Consider the following 20756-nt stretch of genomic DNA (forward strand, 5'->3'; position numbering starts at 1 on the left):
GGGATGAGCAACCTTCAGCTCCGCGTCATTTCGGCCGTCGTGCTTGCCATCGTTACGCTCGGCCTGACCTGGCTTGGCGGACTGCCCTTCCGGTTGCTTTGCGCTGCCATGGCGGCGGTGATCTTCTACGAGTGGACGCGGATGAGCCGCCCCGTTGCGCCGGCAGGTGCTAATGCTACGGCAGGTTTCCGCTTTCTGCCCGAGGCGCTGATCGTGGTCTTTATCGGTGCCCTCATCGCCGGCCTGCCTGCGTCTTTGCTGCTGCCGCTCGTCGCGGCTCTGGTTGCTGTCGCTGCCATCGCGGCGTCGATGCGCAAGGCAGGACCGTGGGAAGCATCCGGCCTTGCCTATGCGGCGGTTTCCGGCCTGTCGCTGGCCTTCTTGCGCGACGGCGACCGTTCCGGGCTGCTGGCCATCCTCTTTCTGTTCGCCGTGGTTTGGGCGACCGATATTTTTGCATATTTCGTCGGCCGCTCCGTCGGTGGTCCAAGGCTGGCGCCGTCGATCTCGCCGGGCAAGACGCGGAGCGGGGCGCTCGGCGGGGCGATCGGCGGCGTGGTGGCCGGGCTGCTTCTGGCCGCCATAGCCGGAACGGGCAACGTTGTCGTGCTTGGCGTGATCGCACTGGTGCTTTCGATCGTCGCGCAAGCCGGCGACCTGTTCGAATCATGGGTCAAGCGACGCCACGGCCGTAAGGACTCCGGCGCGCTAATACCCGGCCATGGCGGCATCATGGACCGGGTCGACGGGCTTGTCGCGGCGGCTTTCGCCCTATACGTCATCGGCTGGATTTCCGCGACCGCCGACCATCCCGCACAGGGACTGTTCCCGGTTTGAGCGGCATCCGACGGCGGGTTGGCGCGGGTTGCGCCATGGATTCGCCTGGATTGATGTCACAGTCGCGGCGTGACCTGCGCCGTGGATGAATTTGAGGGCATGAATTGAACGAGATTCTTCACGCGGTTTTCAGCACAGAGGGCTTTGTCCTCGGCACGCTGGTGCCTTTCCTGTTCGTGCTGACCGTGGTCGTTTTCGTCCACGAAATGGGCCACTACCTCGTCGGCCGCTGGTGCGGTATCGGCGCAAAGGCCTTTTCGATCGGTTTTGGTCCTGAAATCATCGGCTTCAACGACAGCCGCGGCACGCGCTGGAAGCTTTGCGCCATACCGCTCGGCGGCTACGTCAAGTTCGTCGGCGACATGAACGCGACGTCGAGCCAGCCCAGCTCGGAGGAGATCGAGGCGCTGAGCGACGAAGAACGCAAGGTCGCCTTCCACACGCAGCCGATCTGGAAGCGCGCGGCGACAGTGGTGGCGGGGCCGCTGTTCAACTTCCTGCTGACGATCGCTGTCTTTTCCGTGCTTTTTTCTGTCCATGGCCGTCCCGTGCTGGAGCCGATGGTGGCTGAGGTTACCGTCGGCAGTCCGGCGGCGGCGGCCGGCATCATGCCCGGCGACCGATTCGTCAGCGTCGACGGCAGCAAGGTCGAGACCTTTGCCGACGTCCAGCGTCTGGTCTCCGGCCGTGCCGGCGACAGCATCACCTTCGTCATGCTACGCGGCGGCAAGGAAATCACCGTCACGGCGACGCCGCGCTTGATGGAACAACAGGACGCACTGGGCAACAAGGTCCAGGTGGCCGTGATCGGCGTCGTCAACAACAAGGAACTCGGCCAGCCACGGCTGATCACCTACAGTCCGGCCGGGGCGGTCGGGGCAGCGGTCCAGGAAACCGGACACGTCATTCAGCGCACCGGCCAGTTCCTGCAACGTTTCGTTGTCGGTCGCGAGGACAAGTGCCAGCTGGGCGGCCCTATCAAGATCGCCAAGATGTCGGGTCAGGCGGCAAAGCTCGGCTTTGAATGGCTCGTACAGCTTGTTGCATTCCTGTCAGTCGGGATCGGGATTCTCAACCTTTTGCCGATTCCCCCCCTCGACGGAGGGCATCTTCTGTTCTACGGCGTGGAGGCTGTCATCCGGCGGCCGGTGTCCGAACGGATGATGGAAATGGCTTACCGAAGCGGCCTCATATTGGTGCTCGGCTTCATGGGCTTTGTTTTCTGGAACGATCTGTTTGGGTGCTGAAATCATGAAGGAATTTGGCTTCGGCACGAGCAATGTTGAGACGCCGTTTACCATGCGTGGGGATATGCGTGACGCGAAAGCCACGCCACAGGGTTAAGTAAATACAAATTAACCAGAAGCCTTGCGTGTAGGGAAAATCCGGTTAATACGGTAGGGGAAATTACCGCACGTCCGGTTTTCTCGCCGTGGGGACTTCGAGAAAAGGTACAAAAGCCCGATGAAGGCAGCATCCAAGTTTCTGAGCGCCGCGTCCGCGGTGGCTATGTCCGCCGCTCTGGTTGTACCAGGCGCGCTCGCAGTGCAGTTCGTTGCCACATCGGCCGCCGAGGCGGCTGTCGTCTCCAGAGTCGAAGTCACCGGCAATCAGCGTGTCGACGCGGACACCATCCGCAATTACGTGACGATCAAGCCGGGCAAGGCGTTTTCCAGCTCCGACATCGACGATGCGGTCAAGGCGCTGTTCGGCACCGGGCTGTTTTCGGACGTGCAGATCAACCAAGTCGGATCGACGCTGGTCATCAAGGTTTCCGAATACCAGGTCGTCAACCAGGTGCTGTTCCAGGGCAACAAGAAGCTCAAGGACAACGCGCTTGAAGCTGCGGTGCAATTGAAGCCGCGCAGCACCTTCTCGCAACAGCAACTCGACACCGACGTTGAGGCGGTCAAGGCCGCTTACAGGCGTATCGGCCGCGACGACGCCGCCGTGACCACCCAGATCATGGATCTCGGCGATAACCGCGTGAACGTGGTCTTCAACATCAACGAAGGCGGCCGCACCCAGATCGCAGCGATCAATTTCGTCGGCAACAGCGCCTATTCGAGCCGCCGTCTGTCGGACATCATCTCCACCAAGCGCTCGTCCTTCCTTTCCTTCGTGCTGCGCGACGACGTCTATGACGAGGACAAGCTGCGGGCCGACCAAGAGCTGTTGCGCCGCTTCTATTACAATCACGGCTATGCCGACTTCCAGGTCGTCTCGGCTGTCGGCGAACTCGACGACACCACCAACAAATACACCGTCACCATCACGGTGCAGGAGGGCGAGCGTTATACGTTCGGCGATGTCAGTGTCGAAAGCACAATCCCCGAGGTCGACAGCAAGTCGCTTGAATCGGTAGTCCAGACCCACAAGGGCGATGTCTATAACGCCAAGGACGTCGAGGACACGATCATCGCGCTGACCGAGAAAGTCGCCGGTTCGGGCTATGCCTTCGCCCAGGTGACGCCGCGCGGCGATCGCAACTTCGAAAACCACACGATCTCGGTTGTGTATACAATCGACCAGGGCACCAAGGCCTATATCGAGCGCATCGAGATCCGCGGAAACGATCGAACGCGCGACTACGTCATTCGCCGCGAATTCGATGTCAGCGAAGGCGATGCGTTCAACCAGGTTCTCATCCAGCGCGCGAAGAGGCGGCTGGAAGCGCTCGATTATTTTGAGAAAGTCGAGATTTCCACCGTTCCGGGCTCTGAGCCGGACCAGGTCGTGTTGGTGGTCGACGTAGTCGAGAAGTCGACCGGTGAATTCTCGATCGGTGCCGGCTATTCGACTGGTGGCGAAACGTCAGGTCCGTCCGTCGAAGGTTCTATCAGTGAGCGCAATTTCCTCGGTCGCGGCCAATTCATCAAGGTGGCGGCGGGCGGCGGCAAGAACTCGCGCGACTACAGCTTCTCTTTCACCGAACCTTATTTCCTTGGGCGGCGCATCGCGGCCGGCTTCGACATCTACAAGCAGAGCCGAAACTACGACCATTACGACAGCGATACGACGGGCGCGACAGTGCGTTTCGGTCTGCCGATCACCGACAACATCACGACGCAGCTCGCGTACAATATCGCGCAAGAGAAGTACGAGTTCGACGAAGACTGCGACCCAATGGCCGGTTGCAACGTCTCCCAGGCGATCCAAAACGGAGTTAACGAGAGCCCATGGCTCAAGTCGTCGGTCAGCCTCGGCCTGATCTACAACACCATCGACGACATGAAGAACCCGCATGACGGGCTTTATGCCAATGTCAACACCGAAGTGGCCGGCGTCGGCGGCGACGCCAAGTTCATCAAGGTCACGGCGCGCGGCAGCATCTATCAGACGTTGTCCGAACAATTGGATCTGGTAGGCCTCATTTCCGGCGGCGCCGGCCATGTCCAGGGATATGGCGGCGGCGATCTACGTGTCTTCGACCATTTCCAGAGCAGCGACCGTATGATCCGCGGCTTCGAATATGGTGGCATCGGTCCGGTTGCCTTGGACAACCGCAACGACCATCTCGGCGGAACCACTTATTTCAACGCCTCGGCCGAAGCCCAGTTCCCGCTGCCGGTTATCCCGGAAAGCTTCGGCCTCCGCGGGGCAGTGTTTGCCGATGCGGCAACGCTCTACGGCAGCAAGATTGCAAGTGGCCTCGTCGATCAGTCGACAACCGGAATGGAATGGCGCGCTTCTGTCGGTGTCGGCCTGATGTGGGCATCGCCCTTCGGTCCGATCCGCATCGACTATGCGATCCCGGTCAAGAAGGAAAAGACCGACGACGTGCAGGAATTCAACTTCGGTATATCGACCCGCTTCTGATGAGCGGGTAACGATGCTTCCGGCTCGTTTGGATCCGGATGGGCGGTGACCCGACACTACAGCGCAGCGCGTCCTATTGGACACGCAAAGGATGTTGTAGCACTTTGTTTTTGCGCATGATCCTTTCCGAGGATCGACTTCCGATTTCCGGGGTCATGCGCTAGCTGGATATTGCTTCTGGAATGACCGATCCGGTGTTCTTCGCGCCCTCACGCCGGTATACGGCCGGCGAAGTCGCGAATCTGACCGGCTCGACGCTTGTCGATTCCGGTCTCTCCGATGTATCGATCGAGGCTCTGGCGCCCGCCAACGAAGGCGGCGAGAACGCGCTTGTCTTCGTCGATGGGAGGCGCAATTTCGCGCTGATGCAGTCACTGCGGGCGGCAGCGGTTCTCTGCCCCGCCGAATTTGCCGGCAAGGCGCCGGCGGGCATTGCGGTGCTGGTGCATCCGCGCCCGCAGCAGGCTTTCGCAATGGTCGGGCGCCTGCTTTTCCCGGCGGCTGCAACGCCTGGACCGATGACCGGCGAAACCGGTATCTCGCCGCACGCCCATCTCGATCCGACCGCCCATGTCGAGGCCGGTGCGATCATCGAAGCAGGCGCGGTCATCGGGCCGCGCGCTGCCATCGGCAGCGGAACCGTCATTGCCCCGCATGCGGTTATCGGTCCTTCCTCTCAGATCGGCCGCGACGGCTATGTCGGTCCAGGTGCAAGCGTGCAATATGCGTTGATCGGCAATCGCGTCATCATCCATGGCGGTGCCAGGATCGGCCAGGATGGCTTCGGTTTCGTTGCCGGCGCCAAGGGTCCGGAGCGGGTTCCGCAGATCGGCCGCGTCATCATTCAGGACGACGTCGAGATCGGCTCGAATACGACCGTCGATCGCGGCGCCATGTCCGACACGATCATCGGCCAGGGCACCAAGATCGACAATCTGGTGCAGATCGCCCACAACGTTCGCATCGGCCGCAATTGCATTATAGCCGGGCTTTCGGGTATTTCCGGTTCCGTGACGGTAGGCGACAACGTCACCATGGGTGGCGGCGTCGGCCTTGCGGATCATTTGACCATCGGGTCCGGGGCCAAGCTTGCCGCAAGAAGCGGGTTTATGAGCAATGTGCCTGCAGGTGAGATTTGGGGAGGATATCCGGCGCAGCCGATGGCGGAAGCCATGCGCGAGATAGCGGCCTTGCGCAGACTTGCACGGACGCGCAAACAGGGTGAGGGGGGAAATGGCTGAGATCGCAGCGGCGACGCTCGAAGCGGTTGACATAATGCGGCTGATGAAGCTCCTGCCGCACCGCTATCCGTTCTTGATGATCGACCGCATTGTCGACATAGATGGCGACGAATCCGCCATCGGCATCAAGAACGTCACCATAAACGAGCCGCATTTCCAAGGTCATTTCCCCGACCAGCCGGTCATGCCCGGCGTGCTCATCATCGAGGCGATGGCGCAGACGGCCGGCGCCATCTGCATCCGCAGCCTCGGTACGGAAAAGCCGTCGCTGGTTTATTTCCTGACCATCGACAACGCCAAGTTCCGCAAGCCGGTCGTTCCAGGCGACCAATTGAAAATTCATGTGAAGAAAATCAAGAAACGCGGCAATCTTCTCAAATTCGCCTGCGAGGCCCTCGTCGATGGCACCAAGGCGGCGGAAGCCGAGATCTCGGCAATGATGGTCGCAAGCGGCTGACAAACGAATGCTAATGAAAATCCAGACAGTCATCCATCCATCGTCGGTCATCGAGGCAGGCGCCCAAATCGGCGAAGGCGCCCGCATCGGACCCTTCTGCTACGTCGGCCCCGACGCCGTGATCGGCGACCGTGTCGAACTGGTCAGCCATGTGTCGGTGATGGGCGCGACCACCATCGGTGCATCGACCAAGGTCTATCCGATGGCGATACTGGGCGGGCCGCCGCAGAACACCAAGCACAAGGGCGGCCGTACCACGCTGGTGATCGGCGAGAACTGCGCGATCCGCGAAGGCGTCACCATGCATCTCGGCACCGATTCCAGCCGCGGCGAAACGACGATCGGCGACAACGGCAATTTCCTCGCCTATGCCCACATTGCACATGACTGCGTGGTCGGCAGGAACGCCACCTTCGCCAATCAAGCGACGTTAGGCGGGCATTGCGAAGTCGGTGACAATGTCTACATCGGCGGCCTTACCGCGGTTCATCAGTTTGTCCGCATCGGCGATAACGCCTTCCTCGGCGGTTGCTCGGCGATCGTCGGCGACGTCATTCCCTACGCCATCGCCGTTGGCAACCGTGCCAGCCTTCGCGGCCTCAACATCATTGGCCTGAAGCGCGCCGGCCTGCCGCGTTCCGAGATCCACTTGCTGCGCAAAGCCTACAACACGATCTTCGATCGCTCTCGGACCGTCGGCGAAAACATCGAGTTCGCCAAGGCGGAATTCGCCTCGTCGCCGACGGCCATGAAGATCGTCGATTTCATCGCTGGCCGCGGCAAGCGGCACTATGCCGTGCCGTCGCTCAAAGGTGGCGACGGCGACGATACCGATGATGAAGACTGAGGGCAGATGACGAAGATTGAGGCTGCCGGAAAGGGCCTTGATCTCGCGCCAGATGCCAAGGTCGGCATCATCGCCGGCGGCGGCAGTCTCCCGGTCGAAATTGCCCGAGCGCTCGCCCGGCAAGGCAAACCTCCCTTCGTCGTCATGGCGGCGGGCGAGGTCGACCGCATAGTCGATTTCGAGCCCTATGAGCAGGCAAGCTTGAGGCTGGAGGACGTCGGCTCGCTGCTGCCGATGCTCAAGCGGCATCACGTTACGCATCTGGTGACCGCGGGACATATTACGCGCCGCCCCAGGCTGAGCGCCATGCGCCTCAATTTGGGCCTGCTCGCCTGGCTACCCAGCCTTCTCGTCGGTGTAACCCGGGGGGACGATACGGTGCTGAAACTGTTCGTGCGCAGGATCGAGCGCAGCGGCATCAAGGTTGTCGGCGCTCACGAGATCGTGCCGGAACTGGTCGCCGCTGAAGGCCCGCTGACCAAGATGGCGCCACGCAAATCCGACTGGCGCGACATCGAGGCGGCGCACGCTGCAGCAAAAGCTATCGGCGCGCTGGATATTGGCCAGGCGGCTGTTGCGGTTGGTGGCCGCGCCATCGCGCTGGAAGGCGTCGAGGGCACAGACGGGCTGCTCGAGCGGACAAAACAATTACGCGGGCACGGCAGGCTGGCTGGCAGGAGCCGTGGTGTTTTGGTCAAATGCGCCAAGCCCGGTCAGGAACTGCGTGCCGATCTGCCCTCCATTGGCCCTCTGACCGTCGAGGCGGCGCATGCCGCCGGACTGGCCGGCATTGCCGTCGAAGCCGGCCGCTCGCTGGTGCTCGAAGGTCCTGCCACCATCGGGCGTGCCAATGCACTCGGCCTGTTCGTGATCGGCCTGCCTGCTGCGGAGCCGGCGCATGGCGAATGAGCAGCCGTTGAAGATAGCCGTCGTCGCCGGCGAGGAGTCCGGCGACCTGCTTGGCGCCGACCTTGTGCAGGCGTTAAAGCGCATGACCGGGCGCGAAGTTCGGCTCGTAGGCATCGGCGGCCGCCATTTGCAGGCGCTCGGTTTGGCGCCATTGTTCGACGGCAGCGAGATCGCGCTGATGGGGCTTAGCGCTATCCTGCGCGACCTGCCGCGCCTGATGCGGCGGATCGGCCAGACGGCAAACGCGATTGTCGATGAAAAGCCCGACTGCCTTATCACCATCGACAGTCCGGATTTCTCGCTGCGCGTCGCCAAGAAGGTGCGCGCCGCCGATCCGACGATCCCGATCGTCCACTATGTCTGCCCGAGCGTATGGGCTTGGCGGCCGGGCAGGGCGGCGGCAATGAAGCCATATGTCGATCACATTCTTTGTATCCTGCCGTTCGAGGTGAAGGAACTCGCTCGCCTGGGCGGGCCGCCCGGCACCTATGTCGGGCATCGCCTTGCACACGATCCGGGCATAGTCAGTGCCGCCAGGGCGCAGGCGCAGCCGCGTGACCTCTCCGCCGACCGTGTGAAAACGTTGCTTGTATTGCCCGGTTCGCGTCGCGGCGAGGTGCGGCGCCTGGTCGGGCCGTTCGGCGAAACGGTATCGATCCTGCGGGCGCGCGGGCACCGCTTGCGCTTGCTGTTGCCGACGGTGCCGCACGTCGCCGACCTGGTCAGGACCTCGGTCGCGAGCTGGAACGAGAAGCCGGAGATCATCCTTGATGCCGAACGCAAATGGCAGACCTTCGGCAAGGCCGATGCGGCGCTGATCGCGTCGGGGACGGTATCGCTGGAACTGGCACTGGCGGGCGTGCCGATGATCTCCTGCTACCGGCTCGATCCGGTCATGCGCATGGCGCAGGGACTGATCAAAGTTTGGAGCGCAGCCTTGCCCAATCTCATCGCCGACCGGCCGGTCGTGCCGGAACACTACAACCAATATGTGCGTCCGCATTATCTGGCGCGCCAGCTGGAGGCGCTATTCTCCGATACCGCCTACCGCGCCTGGCAGAAGGACGGTTTTGCCGAAATCGCCGGGCGTATGGCAACCGACAAGCCGTCAGGCGAGATGGCGGCGGGGGTGGTGATGGGCATGGTGAGGAAGTGAGCGAGTAGTGAGTAGCGAATAGGAAATGGTGCTGGCCGTAACAGCCAAGCTGCTTCAGCTACTACTCGCTACTCGCTACTCGCTACTCGCTACCTTCACCGCTTCGCGATCGGCACGTAATCCCGTTCCGGCGCACCGGTATAAAGCTGGCGCGGACGGCCGATCTTCTGGTGCGGGTCCTCGATCATCTCCTTCCACTGCGCGATCCAGCCGACGGTGCGGGCAACCGCGAACAGCACGGTGAACATGGTAGTGGGGAAGCCCAGCGCCTTCAGCGTGATGCCGGAATAGAAATCGACGTTGGGGTAGAGCTTCTTCTCGATGAAATAGGAATCGGTCAGCGCGATCTTTTCCAGCTCCATGGCGATGTCGAGCAGCGGATCGTCCTTGATGCCGAGCTCGCCCAGGACTTCGTGCGCGGTCTTCTGCATGATCTTGGCGCGCGGATCGTAGTTCTTATAAACGCGGTGGCCAAAGCCCATCAATCGGAACGGATCGTTCTTATCCTTGGCGCGCGCAATGAATTCCGGGATGTGATCGACATGGCCGATCTCGCCCAACATGTTCAGGGCTGCCTCGTTGGCTCCGCCATGTGCAGGACCCCACAGGCAGGCGATGCCGGCAGCGATACAGGCAAAGGGATTGGCGCCCGACGAGCCGGCGAGGCGGACGGTCGAGGTCGAGGCGTTCTGCTCGTGGTCGGCGTGCAGGATGAAGATGCGCTCCATCGCGCGCGCCAGCACCGGATTGATCTTGTATTCCTCGCAAGGCACGGCGAAGCACATATGCAGGAAGTTGGCTGCGAAATTCAGTTCGTTCTTCGGATAAATGAACGGCTGGCCGATGTGGTATTTATACGCCATCGCCGCGATCGTTGGCATCTTGGCGATCAGCCGCATCGAGGCGACCATGCGTTGATAAGGGTCCGAGATATCGGTGGAATCGTGATAGAAGGCCGACAGCGCGCCGACCACGCCGCACATCACCGCCATCGGATGCGCATCGCGGCGGAAGCCGGTGAAGAAGCGCGACATCTGCTCATGCACCATGGTGTGGCGCGTCACCCGGTAGTCGAAATCGTCCTTCTGCGCCTTGGTCGGTAGTTCTCCGTAGAGCAAGAGATAGCAGACTTCGAGGAAGTCGCCGTGCTCGGCCAGCTGGTCGATCGGGTAGCCGCGGTGCAAGAGAATACCGGCATCGCCATCGATGAAGGTGATTTCCGATTCGCAGCTCGCCGTCGACGTAAAACCGGGATCGTAGGTAAATACGCCGGTGGTGCTGTAGAGCGAACCGATGTCGATGACTTCAGGTCCTACCGAACCACTTCGTATCTTGAATTCATGGGTTTTGCCGTCGAGTTCCAGTTTTGCCGTCGACGCCTGGGTTTTGCCGCCAAATTCCATCTTTGTCGCAGGTTCGGTCATAGCAAACTCCTTTTTGTTTCCTCAGGCCGGCAACGGCAAAACATTGAACCCAACACGTCAAAAGCATCGGAATACGCACATTTGCGCCCGCAATTGAATCTGCGCGCCAGATTAGGCCAAGACCCAATGTTGCACTGCGAAACACACCTTTCAATGCCAATCTTCTTGGGCCAGTTTCCTAATCGATTTGATCGGCAATCCGCGCCAGGCCTTCCTCGCGGCCAAGCACGGCCAGCACATCGAAGACGCCGGGCGAGGTGCTTTTGCCGGTGAGCGCGGCGCGCAGAGGTTGGGCCACGGCGCCGAGTTTGTGGCCGCCGGCCTGCGCATAGTCGCGGATCGCGGCTTCCGCCGAGGCGGCAGACCAGTCCGAAATCGTGGCCAGTGCCGCATGAGCGCCCCGCAGGATCGCGCGCGCCTCACCGCTGAGCAGCGCCGCCGCCTTCTCGTCGACCGGCATCGGCCGCTCGACGAACAGGAATGCAGCCCCTTCAACAAGTTCGACCAGCGTCTTGGCGCGCTCCTTCAGGCCTGGCAAAGCGGCAAGCAATTGCGCCTTGCGTCTGTCGTCGAGGCTAGCTGCGATCGCCGGACCGCCGTCGAGATAGGGCAGAGTGGCGATGAAGATGTCGAGCAGCGCCGCGTCGTTCATGCGGCGCATGTGCACGCCGTTCAGCGCCTCGAGCTTGGCGAAGTCGAAACGGGCGGCGCCCTTGTTGACGTCGCCAATGTCGAACCATGCGATCATGTTGGCGATCGACATGATCTCATCGTCGCCGTGGCTCCAGCCAAGCCTCGCCAGATAATTGAGCAGCGCCTCCGGCAGGTAGCCCATGGCGCGATAGGCCTCGACGCCGAGCGCACCGTGCCGTTTCGACAGCTTGGCGCCGTCGGCACCGTGGATCAGCGGGATATGCGACATCGACGGCACCTCCCACCCCATGGCATGGTAGATCACCGTCTGGCGGGCGGCGTTGGTCAAATGGTCGTCGCCGCGGATGATGTGGGTGACGCCCATGTCGTGATCGTCGACGACGACGGCATGCATGTAGGTCGGGTTGCCGTCCGAGCGCAGAATAATGAAATCGTCGAGATCCTTGTTGGGAAAGCGCACGTCGCCCTGGACGCGGTCATGCACAACCGTCTCGCCGTCTGTCGGCGCCTTGATGCGGATCGCCCCCTTGGCGCCGGCCGGCGCCTCGGAGGGGTCGCGGTCGCGCCAGCGGCCGTCATAGCGGGGAGGCAGCCCCTTGGCTCGTGCGCTCTCGCGCATTGCCTCCAACTCGGCAGGCGTCGCGTAACAATAATAGGCCTTGCCCATGCGAACGAGTTCCTCGGCCACCTCGCGATGGCGCGGCGCACGCTCGAACTGCGACACCGGCTCACCGTCCCATGTCAGGCCAAGCCAGGAAAGCCCGTCGAGGATGGCCGCGGTTGCCGCATCGGTGGAACGCTCGCGGTCGGTGTCCTCGATGCGCAGCAGCATCGTGCCGGCTGTGTGCTTGGCATACAGCCAGTTGAACAGCGCCGTGCGCGCCCCGCCAATATGCAGATAGCCGGTGGGCGAGGGGGCAAAACGGGTGACGACCTTGTCGGGCATGGAACTCTCAGGCAGGCGAAGGAAGTGGGTTTGCGGACTTTCGCGCGTTGCGCGTTCATGTAGCATAGGAGGTCGAGGGCGCAAGGGGCAGACCCGATGGCTGTGCGAGGCCGTGGTGCGGGCGAGGGCGAGGACGTTGGCAGCGGCGTCAGCGAACGCTTGCTGTTTGCCGCGCCCGTGCCTGTCCTGCCGGCACCGGCATTGCTGCCGGTTCCACGCTTTGATGCCCCGTCGCTGCCGGCGAGCGACCCAGCAACGGTTCTCGTGCCCGCGGCCGAGCCCATCGTGCGCCTACGCCGGCGTTTCCGCCTCCCGTCACCGTCCCGTATCCGCAACGGCGTAACCTCGGCGGTCGGCCTGGAGCTCGACCGTGGGGTCGCCTTCCTGCTGGTGCCGGTGTTCCTCGCATGCGGGGTGATCGTATATTTTGCGCTGGCGGTGGAGCCGGCCTTTCCACAGCCGATCGCAATCGTCGCCTTGGCAGCCCTCTGTGCCGTCGCCTCGCGGTCGTGGCCCAGAACCCGCCTGTGCTTCATGGCGGCGTTGCTCTGCGCGCTTGGCGTGCTTGCCGCCAAGGTCGAGACCTGGCGTGTCGGAACGCATATGCTCGGTTCCGAAATCTCGACGCGCCTCACGGGTCGCGTCGTATCGTTCGAGCCCATGGCGAGCGGCCGCATCAGGCTGACGATCGATGTGATCTCAACCGCCAGGCCGACACTGCGCTACATGCCGGAACGGGTCCGCGTTTCGGCGATGAAAATACCGGCTGAGCTGACCGCCGGTTCCGAGATCGCCGGCTATGTGCGGCTGCTGCCGCCGACCGGGCCGGTGCGGCCCGACAGCTATGATTTCTCCTTCGACAGCTATTTTGCCGGTATCGGCGGCAGCGGCTTTTTTCTCGGCAATCCGAAAGTCGTGTCGTCGGGCAGCATGCCGTTTGCCGCGCGGCTTTCTTCCGCGATCGAAGACGCGCGCGAATCCATCGCCGACCATATCCGCAGCCGCATCGGCGGCGCCGAGGGCGAGATTGCTGCTGCGCTGATCGTCGGCGTGCGCGCCGGCATTCCCGAGGAGATCAACGAAGCGATGCGGCGTACCGGCATCTACCACATCATCTCCATCTCGGGGCTGCATATGGCGTTGGTCGCCGGCACCATTATGGCGCTGCTGCGCGGCGCCTTTGCGCTGTTTCCCGATTTCTCATCGCGACGGCCGGTCAAGAAATACGCGGCGGCCGCCGCGCTTTTTTCGATTGCGGCCTACCTCGTCTTTTCCGGCATTGTGGTGGCGGCCGAACGCAGCTTCATCATGTTGGCGGTGATGCTTATCGCCGTGCTGTTCGACCGGGCCGCGCTCACCATGCGCAACCTGGCGATCTCGGCCATCGCGGTCATTCTGGTGTCGCCGCACGAGGTGGTCGGTCCGAGCTTCCAGATGTCCTTCGCCGCGACGGCGGCCCTTGTCGGCGCCTATGCAGGCTGGTCCGATTACCGCGCCGGCGGGGCCACCACGCCGCCGCCCCGGCGGTCGCCGCTACGCTTTGCCACTAGAAAGGTACTGCTGGGCATGGGCGGCCTGGCGATGACCTCGATCATTGCAGGGAGCGCCACGGCGCTTTTCGCCATATGGCATTTCCAGCGCGTGGCGCCGCTCAGCCTGTTCGCCAATCTGGCCATCATGCCTATCGTCTCACTGGTCGTCATGCCCTTCGCCGTCCTCAGTGCGCTGGCGATGCCGTTCGGCGCGGATGGGCCTTTCCTCTACGTGATGGGCAAGGGGCTGACGGCGATGATCGCCCTGTCCGGGTGGATCTCCGAGCGCTCGCCGATCGATGCGGTCGGGCTGATTTCGCTGAGATCTGTCCTTTTGGTGACGATCGCCCTCGTCATTGCCAGCATGGCGACGACCTGGTTGCGGCTCGTGGCCCTTCCTTTTGCGCTCGCCGGCTTGCTAACGACAACGCAGACGCGCGTACCCGATGTATTGATCTCGGAGGACGCACGGCTCGTCGCGCTGCCGATCGGCAGCGGTGAACTCGCGGTCAACCGGGCACGCCCGAATGAGTTCACCATCGACAACTGGAAACGCGCGCTCACATCAGAGGCTATCGTCGCGCCGGAAACACCTGGAAAGAACGATCCGCAATTCGACATTGCCGATCCGGCCGACTTACCGCCGGGCATGCCGTTCATTTGCACGGACGGTCTCTGCCTTGCCAGGCATCCATCCGGCGCGATCATCGCGCTAGCCAATGACCGCGATACTGCACGGCCAGCCTGCGCCTTTGCCAGCTTGATCGTCATCGACGACGCCACCGCCCATAATCCCTGCTACTACGACCGGCTGGTCCTCGTCGTCACCAAACGGCAACTGGCGCGCGCGGGAAGTGCGGCCGTCTATTTCGATCCACAAGCGGCAACACGCGCCGAAATCCGCTTCGCCGTCGAAAAATCATACCGGCCCTGGCACGTGCAGCGGAAATTTTCACGCGCGGCGCGGGGCATGCCGCCATACCGCAGAGCCGACAAGCCAAAAGCCGGCGCCAAGGGCGCAGCTCAGTAGCGGCGGATCAGCCCAACGAGCTTGCCCTGCACCTTGACCCTGTCTGGTCCGAAGATGCGCGTCTCGTAGGCCGGATTGGCGGCTTCCAGGGCGATCGAGGCGCCCTTGCGGCGGAACCGCTTCAGCGTCGCTTCTTCCTCGTCGACCAGTGCCACCACGATCTCACCGGGGCTCGCCGTATCGGCATTGCGGATGATCACCGTGTCGCCGTCGAAAATGCCAGCCTCGATCATCGAATCGCCTTTGACCTCGAGCGCATAATGCTCGCCGCCCATGATCATGTCCGGCGGCACCGAGATCGAATGAGTCTGGTGCTGGATGGCATCGATCGGCACACCAGCGGCGATGCGGCCCATCACCGGGATAGACACGGCGGCGACGACATCGTCGTCATTGCCGGCTGCAGGGACGCGCGACGATGTCGGCTTGCCTTGCCGAGGACCTTGCCCAAGACTGCCCTGGATGACACTCGGCGAGAACTTGCGTGCCGCATTGAGGCCGGGGGCGATCGAATCGGGCAGGCGCAGCACCTCCAGCGCACGGGCCCTGTTGGGCAAACGGCGAATGAAGCCGCGCTCCTCCAGCGCCGTAATCAGCCGGTGGATTCCCGATTTGGAAGCCAGGTCGAGCGCTTCCTTCATCTCGTCGAAGGAGGGCGGGATACCGCTTTCCTTCAGCCTTTCGTGGATGAACATAAGCAGTTCGTGTTGTTTGCGTGTCAGCATAGCGACCCCCAACAGAATCAGAAAAACAAACCCAGAACAAACACTATCTGTTCCAGTTGTGTTCCGCAACTGTTTAAAGTTTAATGAATGTGTTAGGGCTCGGGTAACGATACCACTCGCCAAACCGGGACGCTGCATTTTCACCGCCGCGGGCCTCATCGCCTTGATTCTGCTTTCGTTTGCGGCCTCTGGGTTTCCAGAAGGCGGCACTGGTATCGGCCGTCAGCCGGCAAAGGGGCACGGAATTGAAGCCGTATCGACTGTGCGGTTTGGTCAATGCACCGTGAACGAAACGAACTCAAAACGCCAACCTTGGGTTGGCTTGGCTCCTGGTTTCCACCGCATGGTCAGGCAACTTGTCGCCGGTGGAGCCTTGCTGCGCGATACCAGGTAATGGAGAACCGCTCGTGACCGATGGATGCCGTCGATGCGTGTCCGGCGTTGCGGTGAATCTTGGGGAGCAGACAAATCATGACAGGAATTCCCGATCTCGTGGCCATAAGGGCGATGGATGCTGCAGATCCGCTGCGCGCGATGCGCGACCGCTTTGTGCTGCCGCAAGGAGTGATCTATCTCGACGGCAATTCGCTAGGGGCCGCTTCGCGTGCCGCTTTCGATGAATTGAGCAAGGCAGTGACCGAAGAATGGGCGCATGATCTCATCCGCGCCTGGAACACGGCCGGCTGGTTCAACATGCCGCTCGAACTTGGCGACCAGCTCGGGCGCCTGATCGGTGCCGCGGCCGGCCAGACGGTGGTCTGCGACACGACATCGGTCAACATCTACAAGCTGCTGCACGCCGCCATGGCCATGCGGCCGGAGCGGCAGGTCATCGTCGCCGAGGGCGACAGTTTTCCGACAGACCTCTACATGGCTGAGGGTGTGGTTTCGACGCGAAAAGATACGCTGCTGCGCCTCTCGGGGGTCGACGCGCCGAGCATCGAAGAGCTGATCGACGAACGCACCGCCGTGGTGCTGGTCAACCACGTCAACTACAAGTCGGGCGAACTGCGCGACATGCCGGCGCTGACGCGCAGGGCCCAGGAAGCCGGGGCGATGATCGTCTGGGATCTCTGCCACACCGCCGGTGCGATGCCAGTCGAGCTCGACACGGCAAACGCCGATTTTGCCGTTGGCTGCACCTACAAATATCTGAATGGCGGACCGGGCGCGCCTGCCTTCATCTATGCGGCTGAGCGGCATCTTGCCGACATCCAGCAGCCGCTCACCGGCTGGTGGGGCCATGCACGGCCCTTCGCCTTCGAGCCAGGCTATGCGGCCGGCACCGGCATCCGCCGGTTTCTGTGCGGCACCCAGCCGGTCCTGTCTATGCGCACGCTGAAGGGCGCGCTCGACATCTGGAACGATGTCGACATGACGGCGGTGCGCAAGAAGAGCATCGCGCTGGCCGATCTGTTCATCGAGCTTGTCGAGGCAAAGTGCGGCACTTACGGGCTAACGCTCGAAAGCACGCGCGACGGGGAAAAACGCGGCAGCCAGATTTCATTCATGCACGAGCATGGCTACCAGATCATGCGCGCGCTGATCGAACGTGGCGTGATCGGCGATTTTCGCGCCCCATCGACCATGCGCTTCGGCTTCACCCCGCTCTATGTCGGCTATGCCGATGTCTGGCAGGCCGTCGAAGTGCTTGAGGACATCCTGCGCACCGGTGCGTGGAAGGATGCGCGCTTCGCCATCAAGGCGGCTGTCACTTGAGATTGATGCGAGAGCTGGAATCGTGAGGCTGGCGACGACGCGCCGCGCGATGCTCACGGTCGTTGCAAGGCCATATTGCCAGGGGAGGGCGCAGGGTGTTCGAACGTCACATTGCCGATTGGGACAACGCCTATGCCAACGGCGCCAACATAGCCGGCAGCGATCGCTGGCCGGCGGCCTGGGTCGAGCCCGCGCGGGTTTTTCGCGACGTGCTTTCGACCGAGGGCCGGGCGCGGCTCGACATGGCCTATGGCGATGGCCCACGCAACCGGCTCGATCTTTTCCTGCCGGCCACCAAGCCCAAGGGGCTCGTGGTGTTCGTCCATGGCGGCTACTGGATGGCATTCGACAAGAGTTTCTGGTCGCATCTTGCCGCTGGCGCTGTTGATCGCGGCTATGCCGTGGCGATGCCGTCCTACACGCTCTGTCCGCAGATGCGCATTGGCGGCATCGTCAAGGAAGTCGGCGCGGCGATCGGCAAGGCGGCGGGGATGGTCGCAGGGCCGCTGATGCTGACCGGACACTCGGCCGGTGGCCATCTTGTTAGCCGGATGGTTACGACGACGACGCCGCTGGCGCCCGAAATTGTCCGGCGCATTCGCCATGTCGTATCGATCTCGGGTGTGCACGATTTGCGCCCGATCATGCGCACCGGCATGAACGAGACGCTGGCGATCGATGAGGCCGAGGCGCAGGCCGAAAGCCCGGTGCTGCTGCGCCCGATGGACAAGGCCCGCCTGACCTGCTGGGCCGGCGGCGGCGAGCGCGCCGAATTCCTGCGCCAGAGCGCGTTGCTGGCCAATATCTGGATCGGCCTGGGTGCCGCGACCAGTTCGGTGGTCGAGCCTGACCGGCATCATTTCAACATCATCGACGGTTTGGCCGATCCAGACCATCCGCTGACCCGGACCTTGATCTCGGAGTGAGGCAGGTTCAGCGTAGCATCAGCACGTCGCAGGCGGCGCCCGCCGCCGCGGCGGGCGTGAACGGCGCACGGACGATCAGCCCGTTGGCATCGGCCAGCATTTTCAGCATCGAGGAGTCCTGGATGCCGAACGGCGTCGCCACGAGCGTACCGGCGTCGTCTGTGACAACAGCCCGCACATAATCTTGCCTGAGATCGTTGGCCGGCATGGCAGCGCCGAGCCGTGCCTCACGCATATCCTGCTGAAAGGCGCGGCCGCCGAGCCGCGCCAGCAGCGGCTTCAGGAAGAGCTGGGTGCAGACCAGGCTCGCCACCGGATTGCCGGGCAAGCCGATGCAGCGAATGTCGCCCAGCCGCCCGAACATCAGCGGCTTGCCCGGCCGCATGGCGATCTTCCAGAAATCGAGAGTCATGCCTTGCCCGGTCAGCACGTCATGGACGAAATCGTGGTCACCGACCGAGGCACCGCCCAGCGTGACGATGACGTTCGCGCCAGCCTTCACGGCCTTTTCCACCAGCGCAGCGATCGCCTCCCTGCGGTCCGGCGCGATGCCAAGGTCGAGCACTCGCGCACCGACCGACTGTGCGGCGGCGGCGACACCATAGGCGTTGGAGGAGATGATCTGGTCGGGGCCAAGCTCGCTGCCCGGCGGCAGCAATTCGTCGCCGGTGGCGATGATGGCGACCAACGGCCTTTTGACCACGCCGACCTCGGGGTGGTTGGCCGATGCCGCCAGCGACAAGGCCGCCGGGTCGAGCAGGCGGCCTTTGTGCAGCAGGACGTCGCCTTTGGCGAAATCGAGCCCGAGGCGGCGGATGTTTCGCCCCTGCACCGTCGGCTCCGTCACTTCGACGACACCGCGGCCGAGATCGCGGACGTTCTCCTGGATGACGATGGTGTCGGCGCCTTCGGGAAGCGGCGCGCCGGTGAAGATACGGACGGCCTGCCCCTGCTGCACCGTCCCGGCAAAGCCGCTTCCGGCCGGCGCCATGCCGACCACCGAAAGCTTTGCTGGTAAGGACGCGATATCAGCCGCCCGCACGGCATAGCCGTCCATGGCGGAGGCGTTGAACGGCGGCTGGGTGCGGAGCGCCACAACCGACTCCGCCAGCACGCGGTCGGCGGCATCCAGCAGCGCGACGCGTTCGCCCTGCAGTGCAGCTGCGCCGTCCAACAGGCGCTCGAGCGCCTCAGCAACTGGGACCAGCGCCATCAGCGGCCTGCCTCGGTGACCCCATCTTCGGTGATCTTGTAGTCGCCGGATTTGCCGCCGGTCTTTTCAACCAGCCTGATGCCGGAGATGACCATGGCGCGGTCGACCGCCTTGGCCATGTCGTAGATGGTCAGGCAAGCGACCGAGACGGCGCTCAGGGCCTCCATCTCAACGCCGGTTTTGCCGGTGACGCGGGTCAATGCTGTGACCTTCAGGCCGGGCAAAGCTGCGTCCGGCTCGATATCGACAGATATCCTGGTCAGCAGCAGTGGATGGCAGAGCGGGATCAGTTCATGCGTCTTCTTGGCCGCCATGATGCCGGCGATACGCGCGGTACCGAGCACGTCGCCCTTCTTGGCATCGCCGGCGAGGATCATGTCCAGCGTCTCGGGCCGCATCGACACGAAGCCCTCCGCGACTGCCGTGCGCACCGTCTCAGCCTTGTCGCCGACATCGACCATGTTGGCTTCGCCGCGCGCGCCAAGATGGGTGAGGGCGGCCGCCATCCTCAGATCGCCTCTGCCGGCGCCTTGCCCGTCAAAAGCAGGCGCGTTGCAGCGGCCACGTCCTGTTGACGCATCAGGCTCTCACCGACCAGAAAAGTGGCGATGCCGCTCCGCTCAAGCCGGCGGCAATCGTCATGCGAAAAGATACCGCTCTCGCTGACCAGAAGGCGGTCGGCGGGCACCATCGCGACCAGCCGTTCCGAGGTCTCGAGGCTGGTTTCGAAGGTCCGGAGATTGCGGTTGTTGATACCGATCAGCCGCGACGACAGCTGCAGCGCGCGTTCCATCTCAGCCTCGTCATGCACTTCGACCAGCGCGTCCATGCCGAGCCCGAAAGCTGTCGCTTCGAGTTCTCTTGCCAACGCGTCGTCGACGCTGGCCATGATGATCAGTATGGCATCGGCGCCCCATGCCCTGGCCTCGTAGACCTGATAGGGATCGAACAGGAAATCCTTGCGCAAGGCAGGCAACTCGACGGCAGCGCGCGCATCGCTGAGGAACGCGGGCGCCCCCTGGAAAGAGGGTGCGTCGGTCAGCACCGAAAGACAGGCGGCACCGCCTTCCGCATAGGCCCTGGCCAGCGCCGGCGGATCGAAATCGGCGCGGATCAGGCCTTTGGATGGGCTAGCCTTCTTGATTTCGGCAATCAGCGCGAACCTGCCGGATTGGCGCTTTGCTTCAAGGACGGAAAGAAAGCCGCGCGGCGCTTCGGCGTCCGTTGCCCGTGCCTTGATCTCGGCAAACGGCACTTGCGCCTTGGCCGCCGCGATCTCGTCGCGCTTGTAAGCCTCGATCTTGCGCAGGATGTCGGACAT

General features: G+C 62.9%; 17 protein-coding genes. 11 read left to right on the plus strand and 6 right to left on the minus strand.

Annotated elements, in window-relative coordinates:
* Nucleotides 1-3: 3 nt before the first annotated feature.
* From NKI50_RS12040 to lpxB, 8 genes are all read left to right on the plus strand, one after another.
* Complete coding sequence (locus NKI50_RS12040; protein WP_023717726.1) at nt 4-837, plus strand: phosphatidate cytidylyltransferase; 834 nt, start codon at nt 4-6, stop codon at nt 835-837.
* Between the two features lie 104 nt (nt 838-941).
* Nucleotides 942-2084 (plus strand): RIP metalloprotease RseP, encoded by a 1143-nt coding sequence (rseP, locus tag NKI50_RS12045; RefSeq protein ID WP_352482672.1) that lies wholly within the window; start codon nt 942-944, stop codon nt 2082-2084.
* A 217-nt stretch (nt 2085-2301) separates the two neighbouring features.
* Nucleotides 2302-4656, plus strand: coding sequence for an outer membrane protein assembly factor BamA (gene bamA / locus NKI50_RS12050; RefSeq protein ID WP_352482671.1), 2355 nt, complete (start codon nt 2302-2304; stop codon nt 4654-4656).
* A 182-nt stretch (nt 4657-4838) separates the two neighbouring features.
* On the plus strand, nt 4839-5897 hold the full coding sequence (lpxD, locus tag NKI50_RS12055; protein ID WP_023717723.1) for a UDP-3-O-(3-hydroxymyristoyl)glucosamine N-acyltransferase: 1059 nt from the start codon (nt 4839-4841) through the stop codon (nt 5895-5897).
* On the plus strand, nt 5890-6354 hold the full coding sequence (gene fabZ, locus NKI50_RS12060) for a 3-hydroxyacyl-ACP dehydratase FabZ (RefSeq protein WP_023717722.1): 465 nt from the start codon (nt 5890-5892) through the stop codon (nt 6352-6354). The genes lpxD and fabZ overlap by 8 nt, the downstream gene beginning before the upstream one ends.
* A gap of 13 nt (nt 6355-6367) precedes the next feature.
* On the plus strand, nt 6368-7201 hold the full coding sequence (lpxA, locus tag NKI50_RS12065; protein ID WP_023717721.1) for an acyl-ACP--UDP-N-acetylglucosamine O-acyltransferase: 834 nt from the start codon (nt 6368-6370) through the stop codon (nt 7199-7201).
* A 6-nt stretch (nt 7202-7207) separates the two neighbouring features.
* Nucleotides 7208-8110, plus strand: a complete 903-nt coding sequence (locus NKI50_RS12070; protein ID WP_023717720.1) for an LpxI family protein — start codon at nt 7208-7210, stop codon at nt 8108-8110.
* Nucleotides 8100-9266: a lipid-A-disaccharide synthase gene (lpxB, locus tag NKI50_RS12075; RefSeq protein ID WP_352716615.1), complete on the plus strand. Its 1167-nt coding sequence runs from the start codon at nt 8100-8102 to the stop codon at nt 9264-9266. The genes NKI50_RS12070 and lpxB overlap by 11 nt, the downstream gene beginning before the upstream one ends.
* Nucleotides 9267-9361: 95 nt before the next feature.
* Here the strand turns inward: lpxB and gltA are convergent, their stop codons facing one another.
* Together gltA and gltX are read right to left on the minus strand one after the other, a co-directional pair.
* A complete protein-coding gene (gltA, locus tag NKI50_RS12080; RefSeq protein ID WP_352716617.1) occupies nt 9362-10690 on the minus strand; it encodes a citrate synthase in 1329 nt (442 codons plus the stop codon).
* A 178-nt stretch (nt 10691-10868) separates the two neighbouring features.
* On the minus strand, nt 10869-12290 hold the full coding sequence (gene gltX / locus NKI50_RS12085; RefSeq protein WP_023717717.1) for a glutamate--tRNA ligase: 1422 nt from the start codon (nt 12288-12290) through the stop codon (nt 10869-10871).
* Between the two features lie 96 nt (nt 12291-12386).
* On the opposite strand from gltX, the gene NKI50_RS12090 reads away from it, so the two are divergent.
* Complete coding sequence (locus tag NKI50_RS12090) at nt 12387-14852, plus strand: ComEC/Rec2 family competence protein (RefSeq protein ID WP_352482667.1); 2466 nt, start codon at nt 12387-12389, stop codon at nt 14850-14852.
* On the opposite strand, the gene lexA is transcribed toward NKI50_RS12090, so the two are convergent.
* Nucleotides 14846-15577: a transcriptional repressor LexA gene (gene lexA / locus NKI50_RS12095; protein ID WP_084642503.1), complete on the minus strand. Its 732-nt coding sequence runs from the start codon at nt 15575-15577 to the stop codon at nt 14846-14848. The genes NKI50_RS12090 and lexA overlap by 7 nt on opposite strands.
* Nucleotides 15578-16048: 471 nt before the next feature.
* Here lexA and kynU point away from each other — a divergent pair, with 471 nt between their 5' ends.
* Both kynU and NKI50_RS12105 read left to right on the plus strand, forming a co-directional pair.
* Entirely contained in the window at nt 16049-17296 is a 1248-nt protein-coding gene (gene kynU, locus NKI50_RS12100) for a kynureninase (RefSeq protein ID WP_023717715.1), read from the plus strand.
* A gap of 95 nt (nt 17297-17391) precedes the next feature.
* The gene (locus tag NKI50_RS12105; protein WP_352482663.1) at nt 17392-18222 is read left to right on the plus strand and encodes a hormone-sensitive lipase; all 831 of its coding nucleotides are present in this window, start codon (nt 17392-17394) and stop codon (nt 18220-18222) included.
* 7 nt (nt 18223-18229) lie between these two features.
* Here NKI50_RS12105 and NKI50_RS12110 read toward each other — a convergent pair whose 3' ends face one another.
* From NKI50_RS12110 to trpC, 3 genes are read right to left on the minus strand one after another with little or no spacing between them, the layout of a single operon-like run.
* Nucleotides 18230-19435, minus strand: coding sequence for a molybdopterin molybdotransferase MoeA (locus NKI50_RS12110; protein ID WP_352716620.1), 1206 nt, complete (start codon nt 19433-19435; stop codon nt 18230-18232).
* The gene (gene moaC / locus NKI50_RS12115; protein ID WP_023717712.1) at nt 19435-19941 is read right to left on the minus strand and encodes a cyclic pyranopterin monophosphate synthase MoaC; all 507 of its coding nucleotides are present in this window, start codon (nt 19939-19941) and stop codon (nt 19435-19437) included. Before moaC ends, NKI50_RS12110 begins: the two co-directional genes overlap by 1 nt.
* Nucleotides 19942-19943: 2 nt before the next feature.
* Nucleotides 19944-20756: an indole-3-glycerol phosphate synthase TrpC gene (trpC, locus tag NKI50_RS12120; RefSeq protein ID WP_023717711.1), complete on the minus strand. Its 813-nt coding sequence runs from the start codon at nt 20754-20756 to the stop codon at nt 19944-19946.

It is taken from the genome of Mesorhizobium sp. M0563, from assembly GCF_040321065.1.
GTDB lineage: Bacteria > Pseudomonadota > Alphaproteobacteria > Rhizobiales > Rhizobiaceae > Mesorhizobium.